Below are 21,653 nucleotides of genomic sequence, written 5' to 3'. Positions count from 1 at the left end.
AGAACAACGCCCCTGTAAAAAGTTGCGGTGTAGAAAGTGGCATTTTACAGCTATCCAGGGTCACCACACCATGCTCACCTTACTTTCTATCCATATGCAGCTAAAACAAGCAAAATGACCGCATTGAAATATGCGCTATTAGCCTTAGTAGCAGCTATTGATGTAGGTTTTTTACAAATTTTCTAGGAGATGCGGTCTTCTTTTTTTAGTTCTAGCTATTGTTTCTTGGTGCATCCATTCCTGAATCGCTTGGTGGTTGCCAGAACATAACACATCTGGCACTTTTTTGCCTTCAAAATTGTAAGGTCGTGTATAGGCAGGTGGTGCTACCAAGCCATCTTGAAAAGAGTCGGTCAGTGCAGAATCCGCATCCGATAGCACACCCGGTATAACCCGAGCCATAGCGTCCGCTAAGATCAATGCAGGCAACTCCCCTCCGGAAAGCACATAGTCGCCAATACTGATTTCTAGGGTAATAAAATGTTCCCGTATGCGTTCATCTATGCCTTTATAATGGCCACACAATAGTATTAAATGCGTTTTGAGCGAACATTTATTGACAAGATCCTGATGCAGCGGTTCACCGTCTGGTGCCATATATATCACCTCATCATAGCTTCTTGCTTGTTGCAGGGTTCTAATACAATTCGCAATGGGTTCTACCATTAACAGCATACCAGCAGCGCCACCGTAGGGTTGATCATCGATTTTTCCATGCTTATATGGCGTATAATCACGCAAATTGTGTATATGGATCGTAAGGAGTTGTTGCTGGATAGCCCTTTGAAAGATAAAGTGTTTAAGTGGACCCTCAAACCACTTAGGACAACAGGTGATGATATCAAGCCGCATGTAAGTAAGCCTAGCTATGTATAAGAGATGTAGCGAGGAGGGGAGTTGAACCCCCGACCTTCGGGTTATGAATCCGACGCTCTAAACCGCCTGAGCTACCTCGCCATGCATTGCATTTAGTAGAGCCATATAGGTGTAGTACCTAAATTGTACCTATATTTAGGGTAAAGTTAGTCACAAATTTATAAAAATGAACCATATCACTATCAAAAAAATTGATAAACTACTATTACGTACCTTTATAACAACTTTTATCCTATTACTTGCGCTCGTATTATTTGTAATGGTCATACAGAGTTTCTTTGCCCTATTTAGTGATATGGCAGGTAAAGGCTTAGGGATTGCTATTTATACAAAGTTGTTATTTTACTTATCGTTAAATACCTTACCTAATGTTTTCCCTATTGCTACTTTAGTAACCTCCCTTATTGTTTTTGGTAATTTTTCTGAAAGCTTTGAATTAACCGCTATGCGTTCTGTAGGGCTTTCGCTGCAGCGTACCCTACGGTTTCCCTTTATTTTCATTCTTTTTTTAAGTGTTGCTATTTTTTATTTTAAGGATTACATTTATCCAAGTAGTAAGCATAAAATCTTTGCTTTAGTAGGTGATATCTGCAAAAAAAAATCTGCTTTGTTGATTCAGGAAGGTGTGTTTTGTAACAACATACCAGGCTATAGTATTCGAGTAGATAAAAAACTAGGTGATCAGGCAGGTATGGAAGGGATTATTGTTTATGATTATACTAAAAAATATGGAACGGCCGTTATAACCATTGCGGAGAAAGGTAGGCTCTACACTACACCAGATGAAGCCTATTTGGTTATGGAGCTTACCAATGGTCATAATTATCTAGAGCCTTTACCTCCTAAAGCTAACCATGCGCAGCCTGATCAAAAACCCTCGTTTTATAGAAATCATTTTGCCACTCAAAAAATTAAGATTAGTTTAGACGCCCTTAAGCTTGGGCATACAAATGCTAAATTTATCCATGATCCAAGGACAAGAACCCGTCCACACCTCAAAAAGATGATTGAAGAAAGAGCGCAAGCAATCGTCGATCAGGAAGCGTATAGCAAAAGTATGGTGACCCAGCAAGCTATGCGCTACCATTGTACCACAGCGCCTGGTACGCAGTTGGATGACCAGCAGGCGGTAGGATCGGCATCGTCTCAGCCAGCAGCAACGCAAGATACTAACTTTCTATTGTTTAGAGACCAACTTATAGAAAAAAAACTTGATACAAATACAACGTCTTATACCCAGCCCTATGGCCATACCTTACAAAAGCGTGTGGTTCGGGAAGCCTTAAGACGTATAAACAAAATAAAAGACACCCTAATAGCCCAAGAAAATGATAAAGCCCTACTAAGTGAAGGATTAAGTGAGGCGTTATATGAGCGCGCGCATCGTCTGGCAGTAGCTACGCAGTGTGTCATTTTCTTTTTACTAGCCGCTCCCTTAGGCTGCATTATTAGACGAGGTGGATTTGGGATATCTGTATGTATTAGCTTCTTTTTTATCCTCCTAGAATATATTCTTACTATACTTGGAAGAGATTGGGCTATAGCAGGTACCGTTTCCACTTTTGTGGGCGTTTGGTTGTCTAATTTTGTATTGTTGCCTTTTTGTGGCTTCTTTTTGCTTAAGGCTCAGCAGGGTAGAGGATTATGTGCAACCAACTGGTATGCTTTTTTCGTAAAGGTTAAAAAACCATGAAGCGAAAGATATATAACGCACCAGGGGTATAAGTTTGTCCTTTTTTTTGACTAAAATAGAGAAGTAAAACTACATTAGCGTCTATTAATGTATGTTTTTGTATTTTATTTATAATATTTTAGTAAATTTGCTTTAATATTGTACTTTTTTAATCTTTCTAAACTACATGTATTAGATATATGGAGCAGTTCACGGAAAAACATAAGGGCAAGATAATTGAGGAAGCCATTAAAGAAACAGGTTACCAGATGAAAGCAGTAGCCAAGGGGTTGGGTATTGCGCGTAACACCCTCTATATCAGACTCAAGGAGGCGGAGTTAGAAGATTCTTTTATTATCCATGTTAGCAACATCATACACTACGATTTTTCTAAGGTGTTTCCGGAGGTATACAAAAGAGTGGCAGCCCAAGTTGAACATCATCCTGAACGTTTTTATCTAGATAAATCTGTCGGTCGTAGATCATCGCATCTGCTTCCATACTATAATAGTGAATATAAAAACCCATATTTTCTTCAATTACAAACCTTAAATGGGAAGTATGTAAGCCTTATGGAGGATTATCATAAGCTTTTGAAAATTTTAATGCTTCTAGCCAATAGTAATGCATTAGTAGGCGTTAAAAAAGACATTATCGAATTCCTAGAAAATGAGGAAAAAGAATATTAAAAAAAGCAATATAGCCTATCGTCTACACTACTTCTAAAAGCTCTATATCCAGTATCTATTATTCATGCGAATATTTGTTCTAAGGAGCAGTATGCATGATTTCCGTAACCGGTCGTATGCTCTATTTATGGCAGTAGCTCGTTGGCTTTGATGTCGATGGTCTAAATGGCTTATGGGCGTTATCCCTTTAGTGTATTTCCATTTTTATCAGCACAATACACCCAATATAACTAAGTTACAATTTTGTCATGTTCGTACGTTTAACAATATTTACACAACATATGAGCATATCGTTAACAATTATCTAAACATATTTGAGTAAACATGGTTCTTTTTTGTTTTATTCGTAGTCATTTATATTGCAGTCATGGAACAACATAAAGGAAAAATAGTCGAAGAAGCCATTAAGAAGAGTGGTTTTCGAATGAAGGCATTGGCCAAGAAGTTAGGTATTGCGCGTAATACCCTGTACACCAGACTGAAGGAAGCAGATATAAAGGATGCATTTATTATAGAGATTGGTAGGGTCATACATTATGATTTTTCTAATGATTTCCCAGGTATATATGGAGAAAATGGTAGAGAAGAGGCTACTGATCCTAGAGGTTATGCCTCTAAAGAAGATACGTGTCAATATATAGATGAGACAAGTGCCAGGGATCCATATTTTGTTCAGCTTCAGCTGTTGAATAAAAAATATTTAAAGCTGATGGAGGATTACAATAGGCTTTTAAAAATGTTAATTGTATTGGCTAATGATAATGAATTAATGGGTATTAAGCAGGAGATTATGGCATTCATAAAAAGTGAGGAACAAGGAGCCTAGGGGGTATCTGACCAATCGTGTCCATTTAAGGCATAAATGTTAGGTTGTTAAATAGAACAGTATTGGTGCCTATTTACGAAACTGGTTAATAATGCATTTTATTCCACTTTTTTCTTGATAAAAAAGTGGAATAAAAAATCAAACCCTCGGTAAAAAGTCGCTGAAAGTGTCATCTTACAGATGGAAAAACAGCAAGCGCCCCCTACGGGGGCTTCAAAGGAAACTGTTTTTCCTAATCATCTGTAAAATGCCACTTGCTGCACCGCGACTTTTTACAGGGGCGTTGTTCTTTTAACGCAAAAAACCATCGCGCTGAACACATACCTTTTTTACAGGGTCGTTCTTCTTTTCACACAAAACCTCAGTGAGTTGAACAGATGCAAGGTATGACATATATGTCTTCTATTCATGCAGTTTATTATAGCTTCTTTTTCTTGGTAGTTTCAATACTTTTAAAACATTTGCTTTGACACCTAAAGAAAAATCATATTTAGCCGAATTGCCTAGTGGATGCCATTGGTAGCTAAGTTGCCAGCAGTGCAAATCTCGTTCAATGGAAATTTCTGTGGCAGATGCATCAAATTCATTTTTGTTAAAATTATACGTAGTACGCAGATTAATTTTCCACTTTTTAACCAAAGTGATACTCCCATTAAGAGAGATATATTTTTCTATGCTATAATTTTTTGTTCCTTTCTTGTATGCATATAGTCTGTTATAGACTACATTCAACTCCGAGCCAATATTCCAAGGCACTTCAAAGTCTATCTTATGGTTTGCCATGTTGCTGACCGATTGTTCATGCGTTTGGAGCAGCTCTTTTTTTTTCTTTTTATGGGCATAGTGTGCAAGATCTATGCTGACCTTGCAGCTGGATTTTTTCACTTTCCATAAATGCTGACCGCAGTTCCATGCAAAATGATTGATCGGTTCTTCTTTGATGTGCTCATCATCTAGTATGGTCTTTTTAGTTAGATAAGGGTCAAAATTTGCTTTTAAGTCAAAGTAAATTTTGCCCATTGCACCTATTTTTGCCTCGCTAGCTATATGCATATGCATGCCATCTACTAGATGACATTCATCTTGCTTTGCTTGAAAGTCATATTTAGCTTCAAAGTCTAAGTTTTTTAACAAAAAGATTTTATGGCTGGTTCTTTTTTTTTCTTTTTTTTCTTTTTTTTCTGGATTGGTTGATTTTTTTATCTTTAACTCCACTGTATTATGTAGTTTACAGTATAGAATAGATGTAGCGCGATTCGATACATCTAGACCTGGTCGTAGTCCTGCAAAGACATACTTTTTTTCTTTTTCCCCTGCTGTATTTTCTACTTCTTGGCAATATTTTTTGGAGAAGTCAGGCGTATAGGTAAAGTCAATACTAGGCTCCATTTTAATACGAAAACCTTGAATCGACGTTGCTGCTTCAAAATAGTGGGTATGGTATAGCGTAGTCCCTAGCGTTGCACCGAAATGCCAAGTATGCACCTGGTTAAACCCTGGTTTCCGGATAGGTCCTTTCGTCTTCTTTTTAAGCCAGTACCACCCTGCATTATAGATGAGATGCGGCTCTAAGTTAATAAACTCAAATAACTTACATTGCATGCTCAGGGGTATGCAATGCTTGACACCATGTTCTGTATAATGATTCCATCGATAGGTTGGAAGAATGGCTTGCGCGTTGTTGTTTATGTTAAGTGGGTTAGTGTCTTTTTTTGCATTTTGAAAGTGGTTTTCAAAATCTATAGTATGTTTTAACTGTATGGTATGGAACCAATGGTGGGTGCTCTTAGAACGAATGATTTTAAACGGATACCAAGCAGTACTATATAGGGTGCCCTTTGGTAAGGTCCAATGTATAAAATTCGAAAGTTGGTTGAGTGCAAATGCTGCGCGTACAGTTAATCCATAGGGGAGGCCGATTAGGTTGTTCTGGTAGGATAAGCTCCCAGCACATTGTTGCTCCATGCTTTTTGGGGTTTTGTTATCTTCATGGTCAAATGTTTTATAAGATTTGTTATGGAGGTCAAGCTTTGCATTAAGACTGGTAGGGCCATGTTTTAGTGTAGTATGTTCGCATTTTACAGACCACCCTTTCTCCTTTTCTGTTCTATTGCCTGTATAATGTAGGTTGCCGCTGTATTGGTATCTTTTTTTATAGCGTAGCGTATTTTTAAGTTCTGCAATACCACTAGAATATATACTACCTAAAATAGAAATATCCGCATAATCATTGAAATTGATATAGTATCCACCGTGACGGAGATAAAAGCCGTGTTCGCCTTCCCCTATTTCTGGTGGAATTATACCATATGTCCGTTTGCCTTCTAGAAATAAGGTGCCAAAAACAGAGCCTAATGGCGTAGGCACCTGGTCAAAGTACAAGCGAAAGGGGCCGCTAGTAATTTGTTTATCTCGTACTATTTTAGCGCGTTTGGTACGTATGTAAAAATGGGGATGCGCTAGTGGGCAAGTAGTATAAATGATATCTTCCCCATAAAATGTTGTTTCATCTTCTTTTTTGATCTGTTTGCCTTTGACAATAGATTCGTCTTGTTTGGTCAATAGGCCATCTACTAAAGCTCGTTTGGTTTCGATGTTATACCGGATGCTTTCCATAAAAAAGATCCGTGTTTGGGTAGAGCCTTCTTTACCATATTTGTTTTTGGCTACATCCTGATAGGTAAAGATAGGATTCCCTATCGCTTGGTTATGCAGATCCTTGGTTCCTTTTGCACAAAGCGTATGGGTTTTTAAGTGTAGGGCTACGATACCTGCTTCGAGTTTGATCTTATCATAGGCCAGCGTACTGGCCCCGTGTAAAGAAAGTATGTCTTTTTTAGCATCGAAAATAATTGAATCTACTGCTTGGTAGTGTACCATGTCTGCAACGTGTTCTCCGCTTTGTTTGCTACTAGCTAATAAGGGAAGCAGTCGGTAGCTGTTATAAAAATTAAGCAGTCTGTTAGATTGTCTATCAGCTGCATAAGGTTGGACTGTATGCAAGTAGTTATTGGCTTGTATCCAGTTTCTATACGCAGTGCTATAACCATTACTAAAATAGGGACTACAATTAAAGTATGCAGTTGCTTTTGCAGATACGCCACTAAATATAAATGGTACTAAAGCAACGATACGTAGGAAATAAGACTTAGGCACACCAACAAACTTTATTTTACCCTTTGCGTATAAAGGAAGACAACCTCAAATATAAAAGTATGTATTTGTTTTTCATATAGCCTGCCCTAACTATTCCATTTATCATCTACGTTTTGTTATCGTGTTACCTTAAACCTACCACCCTTGACAAGGCGAAGCCATGATTCCATGTCCAATTCGGCATCCTGCCTTTTATAGTTTTTATTTGCGATTGTATTTATTTTTTTGTACTTAATAAGTTAAGGGCGATTCATGAAATAGATAAGTTCCATGCTCCCTTATTAAGGCTTTTTGCCTGATTCAATTGAAGCAGATAGACAGATAGGGTCATATGGATAGATCGTGGGGAGCTATACATGAAAGCCATTCTGTTTGGTAGTGATTATGTATATACAATTAAACATCAAATGCTATGAAAACGTATAGAAATGCTAGGGTAAGTCTATTCATTGGACTATTGAGCTTGAATACTTTGACCTCTTGTGTCAACACAAGGCAGGAACTAGGCGCCAATAATAGGAGGCATAATAAGAGCTGTTCTAGAACTATATGGGATAGTATGGTTAGGGTAAATAGACGCCATCCGGTATTGTGTTTGACGGGATCTGTGGTGGGAGGGGTGATACTACTTGGTTTCTTCGGAGGGACGTTATATTATGTACTTGGCAATAACACCGGTATGGCCCATAATAATGGTACTGGTCTAAACACTTCGACACCATTTCCGCCAATTAATGGGAGTACAACTGTTACGCCATTCAGTATAGATGATACAACCGTAAAATTCATTACCGATGCGATAGAAAAAGGTGAAGAACAATGGGGTAGTAGTACTACTACACTAGCACCATTGGTTGGAGAGCATGCTAATGTCATAACGGATAAGATTGTGAAAGATCTTAATGATAATGGTTGGTCACCAAAAAGTATAAAAAAGTGGCTTGATGCAGGCCTACATATTAATGCAACGGACGCAGATGGGTGTAATATGTGGAATAGAGTATCAAAATTGACAACAGGGGACAAAGAAAAGAAAGCAGTGCTGGACTTTCTAGATAAGCAGCAGATAGATGTGAATAAACCATGCTGATGCTATCTAGATTTTTGAATCGGATCATGGCGTAGACGTGTGCCTTTAGCAAGTTGGCGCCATGGTCCTTATACCTAAATTTTTTATTGAAGTAATGCTACTTGGTGATAACTATAACCTAACCATTTAACATCAAATGCTATGAAAACCTATATAAAATATAGCCTAGGCCTATTGCGCATGCTATTAACCCTCAATACCTTGTTTGCTTGTGTGCGTACACAGCAAGGCATGGATACACAAGAAAAATCTTCACCCTCGGCTATAGATAAGCCTCTCGACACGCAGCAAGGAGTGGATGCACAAGAGAACCCTTTAGATTCGGTTGTAGATAAACATGTAGATAAACAAAGAACAGCACTAGGCCGAGCTATAAAGAAAGATGATTGTTCAGCGGTTCAGGTGTTGCTGGGGTATGAGCGGACTGATATTAACAACGCAGGGGGCGACGTCACTTCACTTATATTGGCGCTTACATCTGGAAATCCGGACATAGCTGCGATTTTACTAAATTATTCTGGTAGTCAAACGTTAGATGTTATGACTCCAGATCCAGAGTCAGGCAAAGGACCTCTATACTTGGCAGCTCAAAAAGGTTATGTAGAAGTTGTAACATTACTTTTAGATCCTAAATATAAAGATAAAGTTGATGTAGATGCAAAGGATAAAGATGGCAATACGGCTTTATATGTAGCAGCACGGGATAACAAAGCATCTGTAGTTGAACTTTTAAAATCAGTAGAGGCTGATGTAAATTTAAAAGGTGATTTGGAGATGACGCCTCTCATCGTGGCATGTTACGGAGGTAATCTAGCTGCTGTCAATGCGCTCCTAAAGTGTAAAAATGATAATGATAAAAAGATTAATATAAATGCAGTAGATAAAGAGCAAAGAACGGCTTTGCATCGGGCAGCCCACCAGGGGAACTTAGAGATTATAAACGCTCTTCTAGGCGTTGAAGGTATTGAAATTAAACTAAATGAAACAGATGAATCTGGCAATACTGCTTTGCATCTAGCAATATACGCCAGTCAGGAAGAGGCAGCTAAGCGCTTAATAGAGGCAGGTGTTGATGTTACTATCAAAAATTATAGTGATAAAACACCTCTGATGGTGGCACAAGACCTCGCTCTTGGAGGTATTATAGAAGCGCTCTTGAAGGTATTGTAGAAGCGCTCTTGAAGGGTGGAGGGATTGATGCAGCGTATAAAGGTCCAACTGGCAATATCATTTTGCATTTGGTAGCATCCGGAGGTGATGTAAGTGTGATGAAAACGTTGTTAGAAAATAAAGAAATTAGTGTTCATGTAGATCAAAGAAATCGTTATGGTCAATCTCCTATTTATGTTGCAGCGAGTAAAGGTCACTTAGAAGTAATAAAAATGTTATGCGAATACGGTGCTACTCCAAATCTGGAAACTGCAGATGATACTATTCCTTTGCATAAAGCCGCAGAGGGGGGATATTTGGAAGTAGTTAAGTATTTAGTAGAGGAATCCCATAGTGATGATATACACAAGAAAAACAAAAAAGGTCAGACCCCCTTGGATCTAGCAAGGGCCAACGAACACTTAGAAGTAGTTAAGTACTTAGAAGAAAAAGCGCCCGTACCAAAAGCGTGATATAGATGAATTTTAGACCACAGCAGTGAACGGAAACAAAAATCGTTTCCGTTCAGTGTAATGGTAGAAATTTGCTTTTCGGTCTGTTTTAGTCATGTTTATATGTCACTTTTTTATCAAAAAAGAATAAGTTTTGTCCCAAATTCTAATAAAAAACTAGGAAAGAACGTCTGTTTTTCCAGTGTTGCTATTCAGACAATGTCGTGAACGTAAGGGACATCTATTCTAACACAGAGATAGAAATGGCTAATGCGTATACGTCGTTTCCCCTGTCCGCCAATAAAAAGTTGGCATGCAGTAAAGGAATGAGACGAACAGTTGTGTAGCGGGAAAAACAGAAATCACCCACTGTGTGGGCTTTTAATGAACTGTTTTTCTAATCCTTTGCACAACCGTTCATCTAAAGATTCCAAGTTTACTGAAGCTTCAACTTTTTTAATCGGCTGGCATGAACGCTTTAAATCGACGGCATGGAAGCAAATGCCCATTAAAATGATAGGTATCTGTTCAAGTCACTGGTTTTTTACATTAAAAGAACAACGCCCCTGTAAAAAGTTGCGGTGTAGCAAGTGGCATCTGAGAGATGATTTGGGAAAACAGTTTCCTTTGAAGCCCCCATAGGGGGCGCTTCCTGTTTTTCCATCTGTATGATGCCACTTTCAGCGACTTTTTGCCGAGGGCTTGATTTTTTGTTACTTTTTTATCAAGAAAAAAGTAATATAAATAAAAATGCATTATGGTTTTAAATTTTACAATAGGGGTATCCTTAAGTTGACGCCATTGGGTGAACAGATACAAATTAAAATTGCCTTATTAACTAATGTCGTGCATAGATACTTTTATCCTTGTTGAATAGACTTTGCTGGATTTCCCAGCAACACATCCCCCTTTTTTACATTCCCTAACACAACCGACCCTGCACCAATACTCGCTCCCTTTTGAATCGTAACACCCGGAATAATTCTAGCGCCTATGCCAATAAACACCTCTTCTTCTATGGTGACGTGGTCACCAATAATGCTACCCGCACCTATTTCTACCCAATCATGGATCTGGGTTTCTGCTTCGATGACCACCCCATTGTGTAGTATACAGTGGTTCCCTACACTTGCCTCTGAAGCCAAACAAACCTGTGCACCTATATAATTACCTAAACCCATTTGCACCCCGTCCGCTATAATGGCTGATGGATGAATCGCCGAGATGGGTGTGGACTTTTGTTGGGCAATTAAAAAGTTTAAACAGTTTTTTCTTTTTTGGATATGACGGTAGGCGATAAAAGCAGCACATTCCTGGTTCAGTAACTCAAGAAAGGTTGGATCATCCGTAGCGCCTAAAACAGGAATGTTATGAATAGTGGTATTATGCCATTTTGTTTCATCATCTAAAATGCCATAGACGATTAAATTGTTTTTTTGAAAAATGTCTAAAGCCCCCTTTGTAAGCTGGCATGCGCCCAAAATAATCACACCTTTATGCATATAGTTCAAATTGATCTATGGTTTAATAATGGCAACGCAAGTGTAAACGATCTGTTCAGCCCATGCATTGCCTGAAGGATAAAAATAAAGCCGAATGGTTATAAATTTAGGTCATACTTTTGGATCAAGCAAAAACGCGCCTATCTATGCTTTAGTAGGCTACTTCCAACATCAGACGTTCTTGCAGTAGGGTGATGGCCGCATTTTTTTTGCCCAAATAGGTTAATTTTTCTTGGTCTGTGTAGGGTTTTGGAGCAGTTGTTTGCTCGGTCAAAATACCTTGAATGGTCATATCAGGATCAAGTACGCTTAGCCTAGGTAAAAGCTCCTCCTTGAGGCTCTGTAACAGGTTTTCTTGAACGGGATTGATCAAGGAAATGGTAAGCATTCTATCTTGGATCTCTATAGGTTGATTCATAAGGTGATAAGCAGCTGTATGCCCCCTTTTTTTAAGGTCTTCCCTATAGGCAGTCAGGCAAGATTGCACCATTGTTTCTGGTACTGGTGCTTCGGTAACACGTGGCCTATCTACTTTTTTTTTACATCAACCTCATGCGCTTTTTCTTTTGTGGTCAATGTGGATTTTAAACTTGCTAAGGTAGGAATCGTTATAGTTGTTGGCTGCTGAGCAGCCGGGGCGGGCGTGGTAGGCAAATGGTCGGGGTTTGGCTTGGCTAGTGGCGTTATAGAGGACCCAACGGGAGCAGCATCCATTTGTTTAGGTTGCGTACTAATGGGTGCTTGGGGATGATCTATTTTTGGTAATGATTGATCTGGTAATGGCGTGCTTGCTGAGGTAGACAAATGACTAGTGGCTAAGTCAATCAGTGCCAGTTCGACATGCAATCTTTGGTGTTGGCTAGACTTATAGCCTATATCACATTGGTTTAAGCGTGTTAACGCTTTTAATAAAAATGGCATCTTACATCTAGATGCATGCTCCGCATAACGTGAACGCATATTATCCGTGACCTCTAAAAGCGGGAGCGTAGCATCGTCTGTGCAGACCAATAGGTTGCGTAGATGTTCACCAAGGCCTACCACAAAATGATGGCCATTAAAACCTGCACGTAAAACAGCATCATAAAGCGTGAGGACCGCAGGAATATCCCCCCCTAAGCAAGCATCTATACATTTAAAATAATAGTCGTAGTCCAAAATTTGGAGATGATCACGTGTAGCCGCATACGTAATTTTTCCTCCTGTGCCTACAGAGGCCGTGATCAGATCAAAGATGGAAAGCGCATCCCGCATCGCCCCTTCTGCCTTTTGTGCAACCAGCTGCAGTGCAGATTCCTCATAAGCGATAGCCTCATTTGCCGCAATGGCTTTGAGTTGTGTAACAATATCCTCTACTTTAATTCTATTAAAGTTAAAGATTTGACAACGAGATAAAATAGTAGGTAAAACCTTATGTCGCTCTGTAGTAGCCAATATAAATATGGCATAGCTAGGAGGTTCTTCAAGCGTTTTGAGAAAAGCATTAAAAGCCGCATTAGACAACATATGCACCTCATCTATAATGTAAATCTTGTATTTACCCATTTGAGGGGCATAGCGCACCTGTCCCACCAGTTCACGAATGTCTTCCACAGAATTGTTAGAAGCTGCATCTAACTCATAGACATTCATAGCGCTATGGCTGTTTAAGCTTAGGCAATGGGTGCACTGGTTACAGGGTTCTACTGTTTCGGTTACTTGTATGCAATTGATGGCTTTGGCTAAAATACGGGCACAAGTAGTTTTACCCACACCACGTGGACCACAAAAAAGAAAAGCATGTGCAAGTTGCCCAGAGGCTATGGCATTCTTTAATGTGGTGGTAACATGGGGCTGACTGATGACATCTTTAAAACTAGTAGGACGGTATTTTCTTGCAGAGACTACAAATTGGCTCATGATCACATGGTAAAAAGATGGCTACTGGCCTATCCTTGAAAAAAAGATTTAATCCGTTCAAAAAAGCTCTCTTCCTTCTTATTCGGCTTCGGTATAAAGTTAGGCGAATCGCGCAGTGAAAGCAAAATTTCTTTTTCTTCTTTTGTGAGCTCTTGTGGGGTCCAGATTTGCACAAAAACCAACTGATCACCCTTTTTACTATAACTATTCACATCTGAAATACCTTTTCCTTTTAGCTTAAGCACCTCGCCGCATGATGTGCCAGGTGGGATTTTAAGACGCACTTTTCCGTATATAGTAGGTATTTCCATTTCGCAACCTAGTGTGGCATCTATAAAGCTAATGTGTAAGGTATAGCAGATATTATTGCCTTCACGCTTTAAAAGGTCATCTTCCTCTTCTTCTATTTGCACAATCAAACTGCCTGGCATACCACCACGGGGTGGTGCGTTGCCTCTGCCACGTATGGTAAGTTCCATATTCTTTTTCACCCCTTTAGGGACTTGGAAGGTAATCAAGTCGTCTATCAACTTTCTGCCTTCTCCCTGGCAATCTTTGCAAGCTGTTTTAATACGGCTGCCTGTTCCAGCGCAGTTGCTACACGTAGACTCTGTAAGCATGTTGCCCAGCATGGTTTGGGTTGTTTTGCGCACCACGCCATGGCCTTTACATGCGCCACATTTTTCTATAGCCAGTCCATTTTCCGCCCCATTACCACCACATGCGTCACAACTTGTATAACGCTTTACCTTTACTTTTTTTTCTGCACCCAATGCAATCTCTTTGAGGTTTAGTTTGATTCTTATGCGTAAGTCTTCACCATAATTAGACGCTCGCCGTGTCCTCCTGCCGCCACCAAAAAAACTGCTAAAAGGAGAATCTTGAAATAGATCATTCAAATCACCTTCGAAAAAGTCATCTCCATAGGACCGCCCACCCCCTTGGAAGCCACTTGTACCGAACTGATCATATTGATGTTTTTTCTCTGGGCTGCTTAACACATCGTAGGCTTCTGTGGCCGCTTTAAACTTATCCTCTGCCGCTTTGTTGCCTGGATTTTTATCAGGATGGTACTGCATGGCTATCTTTCGATAGGCTTTTTTAATTTCGTCCGCAGTGGCATTACGTTCTACACCCAGGATATTGTAATAATCTTTTTCCATTTATACTCCAATTATAACTTTAGCAAACCGCAACACATACTCATGGATTAGATATCCCTTCTCTACTACGCCGACAATCTTCCCTTGCATCTCTAGATTATCTACTGGTTGTTGCATAATCGCTTCGTGTAGATCCGCGTTAAAGGCAGTGCCATCCGTTATGGTGATTTCTTGTACCCCATATTTTTTTAATATCCCCCCTATTTTATCATAAATCAGTTTGATTCCTTCAATATGTTGCAGTGCCCCTTCTGTACCTTGCAGTGCTGCTATACATCGCTCAAAATCATCTACAATAGGTAAAAGTTCTTTGAGGGTTTGTTCATTGGCTTTATCCGTAAAGGCTATGCGCTCCTTAGCTGCACGCTTTTTGAAGTTATCAAATTCAGCATAAAGGCGCATATATTTATCATTTGCCTCCATGAGTAGCGTTTGCATTTGCTCCAATGAACCTATATCAGCGCTGCATAGGTGTGGTTGGCTATCACTTAGCCTATCAGCTGACTGACAGCACCCTCCCTCTGGTTCGACCTTTTGTTCGTAGCAACAACCTCCTTGAGCTGCTGCCTCTTGCCGTCCACAGCAGCAGGGTTGATCCATTGTTTCTTCACCGTTGCAGCAACATGGGGTTGTTGTTTCCTCACTACAGTAAGTGGTTTGATGTTTGTCTACTGTCTCTTTGCAGCAGCCTTTTCTGTTTGTGTCTGTATCGTGTAACTTCATGACTTATGGTATAAAATAATGGCGAGATGACCTCATGAGACCTCTTTTGAAACGTAACTTTAAAAGTATATGCAATTTTTTTGCCAAATGTGGGCAATACTGCCAAATTGTCCTATTCAACTACCTCTTTTTCTGGATATTTCCCAGGTATTTTTCGGTAGAAATCTTGTATACTTCCTATATCTTGCTCCATATTACCCGTGCGATGGAAGATAGGTCCTAAACCGAATTCTTTTTTGGCATAGTTGATATACCCTAAAATAATCGGCACATTTGCGGCTTCTGCTAATCTATAAAACCCTGTTTTCCATCGTTTTACATGGCTTCTGGTTCCCTCTGGCGCAATCACAAGCATCAGCGCATCTGCTTGATGGAGCATCTCTGCCATCACAGCTACCATATTGGTGCGCTTGGTGATTTGGTTTCTATCTATTGGAATGGCGCCCAGCATCTTCATTAAGTAGGAAAGTGGAAAAAACATCACCTCTTTTTTTATGGCAAACCTAAGCGGCACATCTGGATGGCTCAGTTTAAATAACATGCCGTAAATAAAGTCCCAATTACTCGTATGTGGTGCGAATGCCACGACTGCTTTTTGCGCAATGGTTGAGTCGGCTGCATTGTTAATTTTCCAACCTAGCAACTTGATTAGCGCCATGGCACACTTTTGGGTCCAACGGCTTCTTGGCTTGGCCCCGCTACCTTCTACATCCATCATCTTGTACGCTTTATTTAGGTTGACCATTCATCCTACTAGGCCCAATTTAATATAAAAAAGTGAACCTAGGGCAGATAGGTGCATATATCATGCAAGGATTGGCTCCTAATGCAATGATTTTCTTATCCATCTATAATAGGCTATTGTTTATGCAATAAAAAAATGGTAAAATTGTAATGGTTACAATCCTCCTTAGCTCAGTTGGTTAGAGCATTTGACTGTTAATCAAAGGGTCGCTGGTTCGAGTCCAGCAGGGGGAGCTATAGTTGATCTCTTCAATTGTAACTGGTTGTCAGTGCGTATCATGGAACACGAATGGAAGTCTTTACTACAGCAGTTTGAGACCTATCTTCGTTTAGAGCGTTTGCTTGCGGAACATTCTATTCTAGCCTATATTGCTGATGTGACAAAATTTGCCCAGTTTTTGTGGGGCAAGGGGGTTCCACCGGTTACAGTCGATTCTGTTCATATTCAATCGTTTTTATCGGAATTGCATGCGTTAGGCATGAAGGCTACGAGTCAAGCAAGGATACTTTCTGGGTTGCGTATTTTTTACAAATTTTTATGGTTGGGTCAGTATATTGCTAAGGATCCTACTAGGCTGGTAGCAAGTCCTCATTTAGGGCAACATTTGCCATCTGTTTTGTCTGTGTCAGAAGTCGAGGCGATGATAGGTGCGATAGACCATTCTACTCCACTTGGCACTCGGAATAGAGCCATTGTGGAGACCCTTTATGGTACAGGCGTGCGTGTTTCTGAGCTTATCACTTTGAAGTTAAGCCATATCTATTTCGAAGAAAACTTTGTACGTGTCATCGGCAAAGGCAATAAAGAGCGTTTGATACCGATTGGGGCTATGGCTTTAAAGCATATTAAATGGTATGTGCGGGAAGTACGTAGCCATATGGGCATAAAGTCAGGCTGTTTAGATACTGTTTTTTTAAACCGGCGTGGAGGCAGCTTAACCCGGGTGATGGTCTTTTTAATTGTGCAGGCGCTTGCGAGAAAAGCTAAAATCAATGTGAAGGTTGGGCCTCACATTTTTAGGCACTCTTTTGCCACCCATTTAATAGAAGGGGGCGCTGATTTACGTGCCATACAGGAAATGTTGGGCCATAGTTCTATTACTACTACTGAAATATATACCCATCTAGATAGACACTACCTTAGGCAAATCATGCAAGACTATCATCCAAGAAGCCGTTTAAATCCACATCATAACGCATCGGCATAGCAGGGTATACATGTTTTTTATAAAAAAAACACTATATTTGTTGCTGGGTTCTTAGCTCAGCTGGTTAGAGCATCTGTTTTACACACAGAAGGCCGCAGGTTCGAATCCTGCAGGGCCCACGTTTGTTATTGTACCTAAAATTAGCGATTATGCCCCTTAGATTACAACGTAAAGCAAGAAGAAATAAAACCAAAGCAGCGCAACGTAAAGCTTCGATCAAGCGTCTTATGTTTATACCTGTTATTAAATGTTTAGATGTAGAAGCCATACGGCAAAGTTTTTCGGACCGTAAGGCCACTGTATAAATTTTAGGGGGTCTGTTCTATGCCCCCAGATGAACGCCATGTTCATGAGCTGTTGCAGTTATGGTCTTTTTTGTCTATGCCTGTTTATCGTTTTTCCGTGTGTGCGCCCCATACTTTTTACCTTATTTGGAAGATTCAAGAAAGTGTCGGAGCCTTGTATGCGCAGCTACCCCCTCAGTTTTTAGATGATTTTCACAGTAATAATCTATCTTTTACAGATAGACAGCAGCAATCTCTAGCCGTAAGAGTTGCGCTATGTTGCTTACTAAAAAAATTAAATTTACCCCTTGTATCCCTTTCTAAAAATGCACAAGGTAGACCTATTTTAGCGGGTTGCCATATTAGCTTTAGCCATACCCGTTATTTAGCTGCAGTGGCCTTATCTACCGTTTGTCCTATAGGCATTGACATAGAAATCGTGAAGCCCAGCTTGCATAAGGTACAAAAAAAGTTTTTAACAGAAGCAGAAGCGCAAGATGCCAATCACTGCCTTGCAAAGCTCGCCATCTATTGGTGTGCCAAAGAAGCATTGTATAAGCGTTTGGATCAGCAAGCAACGGTTAAGGATAGTTATATAGCGCCATTTCAGTTACAAGATGAAGGCAAAATTATAGCCTATTGGCATCAAAAGAAGTATCTATTGCGGTATCAATGTATAGCTGATGGTGCAATAGAGCCCCATGTTTTGGTCTATTCTCAAGATTAATAACGCCTTGCATCTGTTGATGCGTCCACCCAATGGCGTCAACTTAAGGGACATCTATTCTAACACAGAGATAGAAATGGCTAATGCGCATATGCCGCTGCTCATGTCCGCCAATAAAAAGTTGGCACACAGTAAAAGTAATGAAACAAGCTGTTTTTCCCGCTGCATAACCGTTCGTCTAAAGATTACAAGTTTACTGAAGCGCCAAGTTTTTTTATCGGCGGACATAAGCGCCTTAACTTGACGAAATAGCAGCAAATATATCTATTCAATTCACTGGTTTGTATGTGAAAAGAAAAACGCCGTCGGCAAAAAGTCACTTTCAGCGACTTTTTGCCGACGGCTTGATTTTTTGTCCACTTTTTTATCAAGATATAAGTGGGACAAAGTTCATTATTAACCCATGGCTGGAATAGATACTTTTATGTGATAACCAATAAAAATTTCTTAAATTGACGCCATTGGCTTCTAAGAAGCTGCAGTGAAATGCAGTTTCTTTTTTAGGTATAACCCGCGTCCGTGGGTGGGGGCTGAACACATACGAAATAATCGCTAAAAATAGTTTTTGCTACCTCATCTACGCTAACAAAGCGATGTTGCTATTCTTAAAGCGTATTGCTTTACTTGTTCAAATGAAGTCGTTACAGTCATGAGCTGCATGCGCTGTTTAATCACAACTTTTTCTAAGGCCCATTTTTGCTTGTTTTGGCGTACCAAAATATCCAACAAATACTAAATCAGCAATAGGCCAATTGCATAGATGTGATTATAGCTGGTTGGTAAGCTATAGCTTTTGTACACATAAAGCTGGGCTGACCCAATAGATTTGCTTACAATTTTTTAATTTTAAGCCTAATCAGCTCAAATTTTTAACCCTATGCCTATAGAGATCATACCACTCGAATCTACACTTAGATCAGCCCTACAACAAGCATTCCTAAAATGCTATAACTTGACGCTATCGGAAGCTGCTTGCAGCTTGCAAGTAACCAGAAAAGAGTTCGAAGGCACTTTTTCACTTCCTCTGTTTCCTTTTTGCAAAAGCTGTCAGGCACAACCCGCTGAGCTAGCAGAAACAATAGGTCAATGGTTGCAAACCCATACCGATCTAGTCGCTCGTTATCACGTCATCAATGGATTTTTAAACTTGGTGATCGATGCGACCATTTGGATGACTATTTTAAAATCTATTGCAAGTGACCCATCCTATGGATACCTACCCAAACAAAAACGCCATGTAGTGGTGGAGTTTTCATGCCCGAATACCAATAAACCCCAACACTTAGGCCATTTACGGAATAACTTTTTGGGTGACTCCTTGGCAGCCATATTAGATGCTGCTGGTTATACCGTACATAAAGTAAACTTGATCAATGACCGAGGGATTCATATTTGTAAGTCTATGGTTGCTTACCAACAGTTTGGTGGAAATGAAACGCCAGCCAGTACTGGCATAAAGGGAGATCACTTTGTAGGCAACTATTATGTAAAATTTGACCAAGTCTATAAGGAAGAACTGGCCCTGCTCCATGAAGGAGAAACGCCACCTATTCTACAAAAGGCACAAAGGATGTTGGTGGAATGGGAAAAAGGAGACTCTGCGGTAATGGCTTTGTGGCAAAAGATGAATGGATGGGTCTATGATGGATTCAATGTGACCTACAACCAGCTGGGTATCACGTTTGATAAAACCTATTATGAATCTGAAGCCTATCTGCTTGGCAAAACCATTGTAGAGGAAGGACTCCATAAAAATATATTTTATACAAGAACAGATGGCGCCATTGCGGTTGACTTAGAAGGCTTAGGCGAAAAGGTGCTATTGCGCAGCGATGGAACCGCTGTCTATATTACACAAGACCTAGGCATAGCCGATTGGCGTTATGCAGATTATCATTTTGATCAAATGATTTATGTGGTGGGCAACGAGCAAACCTACCATTTTAAGGTTTTATTTGCCATTATGGCCCAATTAGGTAGGCCCTATGCCACTGCTATGCACCACTTTCCCTATGGCATGGTGGATCTACCCGATGGTAAAATGAAGTCCAGAGAGGGCAATGTAGTAGATGCCGATCATCTTATAGATGAGATGGTTGGTACGGTTGGCAACTATATGGGCCACACCCATAAAACGGAAGGCTTAGCGCAAGAGGAGCTAGAAAACCTGCATCATACTTTAGCAATGGGTGCCTTAAAATTTTTTTTACTACGGGTAGCACCTCAAAAAAGGATGTTGTTTAACCCTAATGAGTCTATTGATTTTCAAGGTGATACTGGGACATTTATTCAATATACCTATGCGCGCATCTGTTCACTAATCCGCAAAGCCCAAGGGAACGAAACCCTAGATCCGCCAAGCATCCAACTCAGTCAACTAGAACAGGCACTTATCTTCCAATTGTATAGGCTGCCCGCCGCCATAGAGGAAGCAGCGGTTACCTATATGCCCTGTGTAATTGCTAATTATGCGCTAGAGTTGGCTAAAACCTATAACAGGTTTTATGCTAGTGCGCCCATATTGCGAGAAGTGAATCCTGCTATTAGAGCGGTTAGACTATTGCTTTCTGTTTGTGTGGGTCGGGTGCTCAAAAAAAGCATGGCACTCTTAACCATTGAGCTGCCAGAGAAAATGTAATATGGCGCCCACTTAAGGATGAGACCATTGTAAAAGTAAAGGGATAAGGCATTTTTATTCTTGTTTTAGTATGGCCATTGGCTGCATGGATACGATAAAACCACCCTTTACCACGCAATAGGTGTTTGGTCTGTAGCCAATAGATAGGCATTCGTTTTGCTAAAAGGCCTGCTTTGAAAAAAACCCCTATGGGCAGATAACGGAGAAGGATGGGCCGATTTTAAGATCAGATGTTGTTGCGCATCAATCAACTTTTCTTTTTTACCAGCATAGCTGCCCCATAGCATGAATACGACGTGTTGTTTGCGGCTGGAAATGGCCTGTATCACTGCGTCCGTAAAAAACTCCCAGCCTTGGTTTTGATGAGACCCTGCTTTATGCGCTTCCACAGTCAGCGTGGCATTTAACAACAATACCCCCTGTTTGGCCCAACCTTCTAATGAGCCAGAAGCGGGCACTGAAGTCCCCAAATCCGCTTGCAATTCCACAAAAATATTGCGCAATGAAGGGGGAAAAGCGATGCCTAAGGGAACAGAAAAAGCCAACCCATCTGCTTGCCCTGGGCCATGGTAAGGATCTTGCCCTAAAATCACCACTTTGGTATGAGAAAAGGGAGAAAGGTCAAAGGCTCTAAAGATATTTTTAGGTGCTGGATAGATGGTGCCACTGCGATAGGCGGCCCGTACGTAATCCGCTAACGTTTTGAAATAAGGCTTTTCAAACGCTTCAGCAAGCTCAGTTTTCCACGATGATTCTATTCCTACGTTCATGGTTACAAGGGTTAAGTCATATAAAAAAACCAATAAATCTTTATACATGCATACAATGCTATACAACATCCTATATAAATTATAA

19 protein-coding genes and 3 tRNA genes are annotated in these 21,653 nt (G+C 40.2%); 12 read left to right on the top strand and 10 right to left on the bottom strand.

Annotated elements, in window-relative coordinates:
- Positions 1–171: 171 nt before the first annotated feature.
- Both trmD and CE557_RS01630 read right to left on the bottom strand, forming a co-directional pair.
- Positions 172–852 carry a tRNA (guanosine(37)-N1)-methyltransferase TrmD gene (trmD, locus tag CE557_RS01635; protein ID WP_114909878.1) on the bottom strand — a complete coding sequence of 227 codons (681 nt, stop codon included), beginning with the start codon at positions 850–852 and terminating at the stop codon, positions 172–174.
- Between the two features lie 30 nt (positions 853–882).
- Positions 883–957 (bottom strand) — tRNA-Met (locus tag CE557_RS01630).
- 85 nt (positions 958–1,042) lie between these two features.
- Between CE557_RS01630 and CE557_RS01625 the strand changes: the two genes are divergently transcribed.
- The 3 genes from CE557_RS01625 (at position 1,043) to CE557_RS01615 (ending at position 4,063) form a co-directional block, all read left to right on the top strand.
- Positions 1,043–2,569, top strand: a complete 1,527-nt coding sequence (locus CE557_RS01625) for an LptF/LptG family permease (protein ID WP_114909877.1) — start codon at positions 1,043–1,045, stop codon at positions 2,567–2,569.
- A 179-nt stretch (positions 2,570–2,748) separates the two neighbouring features.
- Positions 2,749–3,237 (top strand): helix-turn-helix domain-containing protein, encoded by a 489-nt coding sequence (locus CE557_RS01620; protein ID WP_114909876.1) that lies wholly within the window; start codon positions 2,749–2,751, stop codon positions 3,235–3,237.
- Between the two features lie 367 nt (positions 3,238–3,604).
- Positions 3,605–4,063 (top strand): helix-turn-helix domain-containing protein, encoded by a 459-nt coding sequence (locus CE557_RS01615; RefSeq protein WP_114909875.1) that lies wholly within the window; start codon positions 3,605–3,607, stop codon positions 4,061–4,063.
- 402 nt (positions 4,064–4,465) lie between these two features.
- On the opposite strand, the gene CE557_RS01610 is transcribed toward CE557_RS01615, so the two are convergent.
- Positions 4,466–7,219, bottom strand: a complete 2,754-nt coding sequence (locus CE557_RS01610; protein WP_114909874.1) for a putative LPS assembly protein LptD — start codon at positions 7,217–7,219, stop codon at positions 4,466–4,468.
- A gap of 412 nt (positions 7,220–7,631) precedes the next feature.
- Between CE557_RS01610 and CE557_RS01605 the strand changes: the two genes are divergently transcribed.
- The 3 genes from CE557_RS01605 (at position 7,632) to CE557_RS01595 (ending at position 9,931) form a co-directional block, all read left to right on the top strand.
- Positions 7,632–8,309 carry a hypothetical protein gene (locus tag CE557_RS01605; RefSeq protein WP_114909873.1) on the top strand — a complete coding sequence of 226 codons (678 nt, stop codon included), beginning with the start codon at positions 7,632–7,634 and terminating at the stop codon, positions 8,307–8,309.
- A gap of 141 nt (positions 8,310–8,450) precedes the next feature.
- Entirely contained in the window at positions 8,451–9,479 is a 1,029-nt protein-coding gene (locus CE557_RS01600; protein ID WP_114909872.1) for an ankyrin repeat domain-containing protein, read from the top strand.
- 8 nt (positions 9,480–9,487) lie between these two features.
- A complete protein-coding gene (locus tag CE557_RS01595) occupies positions 9,488–9,931 on the top strand; it encodes an ankyrin repeat domain-containing protein (RefSeq protein WP_114909871.1) in 444 nt (147 codons plus the stop codon).
- A gap of 839 nt (positions 9,932–10,770) precedes the next feature.
- On the opposite strand, the gene CE557_RS01585 is transcribed toward CE557_RS01595, so the two are convergent.
- The 6 genes from CE557_RS01585 to CE557_RS01560 form a co-directional block, all read right to left on the bottom strand.
- Entirely contained in the window at positions 10,771–11,412 is a 642-nt protein-coding gene (locus tag CE557_RS01585) for a NeuD/PglB/VioB family sugar acetyltransferase (RefSeq protein WP_114909869.1), read from the bottom strand.
- A gap of 151 nt (positions 11,413–11,563) precedes the next feature.
- Positions 11,564–11,902 (bottom strand): hypothetical protein, encoded by a 339-nt coding sequence (locus CE557_RS01580; protein WP_114909868.1) that lies wholly within the window; start codon positions 11,900–11,902, stop codon positions 11,564–11,566.
- Positions 11,903–11,940: 38 nt separating this feature from the next.
- Positions 11,941–13,311 (bottom strand): DNA polymerase III subunit gamma/tau, encoded by a 1,371-nt coding sequence (dnaX, locus tag CE557_RS01575; RefSeq protein ID WP_114909867.1) that lies wholly within the window; start codon positions 13,309–13,311, stop codon positions 11,941–11,943.
- A gap of 29 nt (positions 13,312–13,340) precedes the next feature.
- Positions 13,341–14,474 carry a molecular chaperone DnaJ gene (gene dnaJ / locus CE557_RS01570; protein ID WP_114909866.1) on the bottom strand — a complete coding sequence of 378 codons (1,134 nt, stop codon included), beginning with the start codon at positions 14,472–14,474 and terminating at the stop codon, positions 13,341–13,343.
- Positions 14,475–15,197, bottom strand: coding sequence for a nucleotide exchange factor GrpE (locus tag CE557_RS01565; RefSeq protein WP_114909865.1), 723 nt, complete (start codon positions 15,195–15,197; stop codon positions 14,475–14,477).
- 112 nt (positions 15,198–15,309) lie between these two features.
- Entirely contained in the window at positions 15,310–15,915 is a 606-nt protein-coding gene (locus CE557_RS01560; RefSeq protein WP_223245911.1) for a 1-acyl-sn-glycerol-3-phosphate acyltransferase, read from the bottom strand.
- Between the two features lie 186 nt (positions 15,916–16,101).
- On the opposite strand from CE557_RS01560, the gene CE557_RS01555 reads away from it, so the two are divergent.
- From CE557_RS01555 to argS, 6 genes are all read left to right on the top strand, one after another.
- Positions 16,102–16,175, top strand: a tRNA-Asn gene (locus CE557_RS01555).
- Positions 16,176–16,219: 44 nt separating this feature from the next.
- A complete protein-coding gene (locus tag CE557_RS01550; RefSeq protein ID WP_114909864.1) occupies positions 16,220–17,149 on the top strand; it encodes a site-specific tyrosine recombinase in 930 nt (309 codons plus the stop codon).
- Positions 17,150–17,194: 45 nt separating this feature from the next.
- Positions 17,195–17,268: transfer RNA gene (locus tag CE557_RS01545), tRNA-Val, on the top strand.
- Between the two features lie 30 nt (positions 17,269–17,298).
- Complete coding sequence (locus tag CE557_RS05105; RefSeq protein WP_191239817.1) at positions 17,299–17,454, top strand: hypothetical protein; 156 nt, start codon at positions 17,299–17,301, stop codon at positions 17,452–17,454.
- A 19-nt stretch (positions 17,455–17,473) separates the two neighbouring features.
- Positions 17,474–18,160 (top strand): 4'-phosphopantetheinyl transferase family protein, encoded by a 687-nt coding sequence (locus CE557_RS01540; RefSeq protein ID WP_114909863.1) that lies wholly within the window; start codon positions 17,474–17,476, stop codon positions 18,158–18,160.
- 877 nt (positions 18,161–19,037) lie between these two features.
- Positions 19,038–20,798 carry an arginine--tRNA ligase gene (gene argS / locus CE557_RS01530; RefSeq protein ID WP_114909861.1) on the top strand — a complete coding sequence of 587 codons (1,761 nt, stop codon included), beginning with the start codon at positions 19,038–19,040 and terminating at the stop codon, positions 20,796–20,798.
- A 107-nt stretch (positions 20,799–20,905) separates the two neighbouring features.
- On the opposite strand, the gene CE557_RS01525 is transcribed toward argS, so the two are convergent.
- On the bottom strand, positions 20,906–21,568 hold the full coding sequence (locus CE557_RS01525) for a uracil-DNA glycosylase (RefSeq protein ID WP_114910463.1): 663 nt from the start codon (positions 21,566–21,568) through the stop codon (positions 20,906–20,908).
- Positions 21,569–21,653 lie beyond the last annotated feature (85 nt).

Source organism: Cardinium endosymbiont of Sogatella furcifera, assembly GCF_003351905.1.
Classification (GTDB): Bacteria; Bacteroidota; Bacteroidia; order Cytophagales; family Amoebophilaceae; genus Cardinium.
The sequence above is the reverse complement of the archived record's forward strand: the minus strand, read 5'-3'. Positions and strand labels throughout refer to the sequence as shown.

What these genes read in the sequence shown, in the direction of transcription:
- trmD (WP_114909878.1), bottom strand. Translation starts at nt 852, where the DNA reads ATGCGGCTTGATATCATCACCTGTTGTCCTAAGTGGTTTGAGGGTCCA.
- CE557_RS01625 (WP_114909877.1), top strand. Translation starts at nt 1,043, where the DNA reads ATGAACCATATCACTATCAAAAAAATTGATAAACTACTATTACGTACC.
- CE557_RS01620 (WP_114909876.1), top strand. Translation starts at nt 2,749, where the DNA reads ATGGAGCAGTTCACGGAAAAACATAAGGGCAAGATAATTGAGGAAGCC.
- CE557_RS01615 (WP_114909875.1), top strand. Translation starts at nt 3,605, where the DNA reads ATGGAACAACATAAAGGAAAAATAGTCGAAGAAGCCATTAAGAAGAGT.
- CE557_RS01605 (WP_114909873.1), top strand. Translation starts at nt 7,632, where the DNA reads ATGAAAACGTATAGAAATGCTAGGGTAAGTCTATTCATTGGACTATTG.
- CE557_RS01600 (WP_114909872.1), top strand. Translation starts at nt 8,451, where the DNA reads ATGAAAACCTATATAAAATATAGCCTAGGCCTATTGCGCATGCTATTA.
- CE557_RS01585 (WP_114909869.1), bottom strand. Translation starts at nt 11,412, where the DNA reads ATGCATAAAGGTGTGATTATTTTGGGCGCATGCCAGCTTACAAAGGGG.
- CE557_RS01580 (WP_114909868.1), bottom strand. Translation starts at nt 11,902, where the DNA reads ATGGTGCAATCTTGCCTGACTGCCTATAGGGAAGACCTTAAAAAAAGG.
- dnaX (WP_114909867.1), bottom strand. Translation starts at nt 13,311, where the DNA reads ATGAGCCAATTTGTAGTCTCTGCAAGAAAATACCGTCCTACTAGTTTT.
- dnaJ (WP_114909866.1), bottom strand. Translation starts at nt 14,474, where the DNA reads ATGGAAAAAGATTATTACAATATCCTGGGTGTAGAACGTAATGCCACT.
- CE557_RS01565 (WP_114909865.1), bottom strand. Translation starts at nt 15,197, where the DNA reads ATGAAGTTACACGATACAGACACAAACAGAAAAGGCTGCTGCAAAGAG.
- CE557_RS01560 (WP_223245911.1), bottom strand. Translation starts at nt 15,915, where the DNA reads ATGATGGATGTAGAAGGTAGCGGGGCCAAGCCAAGAAGCCGTTGGACC.
- CE557_RS01550 (WP_114909864.1), top strand. Translation starts at nt 16,220, where the DNA reads ATGGAACACGAATGGAAGTCTTTACTACAGCAGTTTGAGACCTATCTT.
- CE557_RS05105 (WP_191239817.1), top strand. Translation starts at nt 17,299, where the DNA reads ATGCCCCTTAGATTACAACGTAAAGCAAGAAGAAATAAAACCAAAGCA.
- CE557_RS01540 (WP_114909863.1), top strand. Translation starts at nt 17,474, where the DNA reads ATGCCCCCAGATGAACGCCATGTTCATGAGCTGTTGCAGTTATGGTCT.
- argS (WP_114909861.1), top strand. Translation starts at nt 19,038, where the DNA reads ATGCCTATAGAGATCATACCACTCGAATCTACACTTAGATCAGCCCTA.
- CE557_RS01525 (WP_114910463.1), bottom strand. Translation starts at nt 21,568, where the DNA reads ATGAACGTAGGAATAGAATCATCGTGGAAAACTGAGCTTGCTGAAGCG.